Origin of the sequence: Actinosynnema sp. NPDC059797, assembly GCF_042732085.1 — a bacterium.
Taxonomy (GTDB): Bacteria; Actinomycetota; Actinomycetes; order Mycobacteriales; family Pseudonocardiaceae; genus Actinosynnema.
The window spans coordinates 1-1024 of sequence record NZ_JBHWIE010000771.1 but is presented as its reverse complement, the minus strand read 5'-3'; the positions used below and the strand labels follow the sequence as shown (position 1 = coordinate 1024).

Sequence of the window (1024 nt, the reverse complement as noted above, 5' to 3'; positions counted from 1 at the left end):
ACCGACACCGACCAGCTGCGACTGCTGTTCCAGGAGGCGAGCGGCCCGGACGGCGTGCGGCGCGTGCTGGAGCTGCTCGCCCGCCGGCTCGGCGGGGAGGTCGTGCTGGCGGGGCCGCACGAGGGGCAGGCGCTCGCGGTCCCCTCGGACGCCCGGTGGTTGCTCCGGGCGGTCGAGCGGGACGTCGCCGGTGACGTCGCGCGCGTGCGCGCCGGGCACGTCGACGCCGCCGCCGTGCACGCGGGCGGGCACGACGTCGCGGTGCTGCCGGTGGGGCCGCCGCCCGCACGGCCGGTGCTCGTGGTCGCGCACCGGGGTCCGCTGACCGCGGCGCAGCGGAGCCTGCTCGCCGCCGCGGTGAACCCGCTCTGGCTGTGCTGGCGCACGGCGACCGCCGAGCAGCGGACCGAGCGCCTCGCCGCCGCCGACGCCGCGGTCCGCGAGTCGGTGCTGCACCTGCTGATGGTCGGGCACCTGTCCGGCGCGCGACGGACCGCGGCGACCCTCCGCCCCGCACTGCCCGACCTGGCGCGGGTCTACGTCGTCGAGGCCACCCCGGACGTCCGCGACCGGCTCTCCCCGCGCTGCCGGGACGTGTTCGGCGAGGGCGCCTGGGTGGTGCCGTGCCCGGTCTACAGCGGGCACGTCATCGTGATCGCCCCGGCCGAGCCCGACCGCGGGGGCGAAGGGGACCGCGTCCCGACGCCGCAGGCGGCCAACCTGGTCCGGGAGCTGACCGAGGCGGTACCCGGAACGCGGGTCGGCATCGGGCTGCGGGTGGCGCTGCGGGACATCCCGGTCGGGTACAAGCAGGCGTTCCACGCGCTGTCGGTGGCCCGCTCCCGGCACGAGCGGTACGCCTCGTTCTCGCCCCGCGGCGAGCTGGGCGAGCTGCTGGGCCGGGCCGGGCAGTCCTGGGCCGCGAGCACGCTCGCGCCCCTGCTGTCCTACCGTACCGACCGCCCCGGGGCGCCCGACGCCTTCGAACTGCTGGCGACGCTGCTGGCGTGGCTCGACTTCCGCT

The 1024-nt window shown here is 78.0% G+C and carries 1 protein-coding gene; it reads left to right on the top strand.

From position 1 onward, the window contains the following. Window positions 1-1024: CdaR family protein (locus ACFV4N_RS44055; RefSeq protein WP_499678658.1), on the top strand; the 1024-nt coding region annotated here is incomplete at both ends.